This is a genomic window from Streptomyces sp. YS-3 (assembly GCF_045257485.1).
GTDB lineage: Bacteria > Actinomycetota > Actinomycetes > Streptomycetales > Streptomycetaceae > Streptomyces.
The window spans coordinates 1-1,086 of the sequence record NZ_JBJHPC010001059.1 but is presented as its reverse complement, the minus strand read 5'-3'; the positions used below and the strand labels follow the sequence as shown (position 1 = coordinate 1,086).

Genomic DNA, 1,086 nt, shown 5'->3' with positions numbered 1-1,086 from the left:
GGGGGGGGGGAGGCCCCCTAGGTTCCTCTCATCCTTCCGGCCCTTCTCGCCCCTCTCGTCTTCTCGCTCTTCTCGTCCAGCGGGCTCCGTCCATTCCAATCCAATAGAACCTGTTCTATCTTGACGGCCCATCAGATCCGGTGCGCGGGAGGACAGGGCTGTGGACTTCACCTTCACCGAGGAGCAGCAGGCGGCCGTCGAGGCGGCGAAGGCGGTCTTCTCCGGGGTCGCGCCCGACACCGTACCGAGCCCCGCGCTGACTCAGGGCGCGGTGGCCGAGGAGTTCGACCGCCCGCTGTGGGCCAAGCTCGCCGAGTCGGACCTGCTCAGCCTGGTCATCGACCCCCAATACGGCGGGGCGGGCCTCGACCCGATCGCCCTCTGCCTGGTGCTGCGCGAGTCCGCGAGGGTGCTGGCCCGGGTGCCGCTGCTGGAGAGCAGCGCGGTGGCGATGGCCGTACAGCGTTACGGGGACACCGAACTGGCCCGTGAACTGCTTCCCGCCGCAGGCCGGGGCGAGTTGGTGTTCACCGTCGGGGCCAACGGCCGCACAGGCCATGACCCCGCCGAACTCGCTGTCACGGCACGGCAGGAGACCGCCGGCGACGGCGTCTGGGTGCTCGACGGGGTGCAGACCGGGGTGCCCTGGGCGCAGAGCGCGGACCGTATCGCCGTGCCCGCCCACACCGGCGAAGGCCGCACCGTACTCGCGCTGGTCCCCCGCGTCCACGACGGAATCACGCTCGCCGACCAGGTCTCCACCAGCGGAGAGCGGTTCGCCGAGGTGCGTCTCGACGCCGTACGGGTCGAAGCCCGCGCGGTCGTCACGGACGAGGGTGCCTGGGAGTGGCTGCGCGGACTGCTGGCCACCGGCACCTGCGCGCTCGCGCTGGGCCTCGGCGAGGCGGTACTGGCGATGACCAGCGCGTACACCGGGAAACGCGAGCAGTTCGGGTTCCCCATCGCGACCTTTCAGGCGGTCGCCGTCCAGGCGGCGGACCGCTACATCGACTTGCGCGCGATGGAGGCCACCCTGTGGCAGGCGGCATGGCGCATCAGCACCGGCACAGCGGCGGGGACCGGGGC

General features: G+C 71.5%; 1 protein-coding gene. It reads left to right on the top strand.

Features of this window, described 5'->3' with window-relative positions:
- Window positions 1-160: 160 nt before the first annotated feature.
- Window positions 161-1,086, top strand: a 926-nt coding sequence (locus ACJA3G_RS37455) for an acyl-CoA dehydrogenase family protein (RefSeq protein ID WP_406557465.1), incomplete at its 3' end; no start/stop codon positions are given.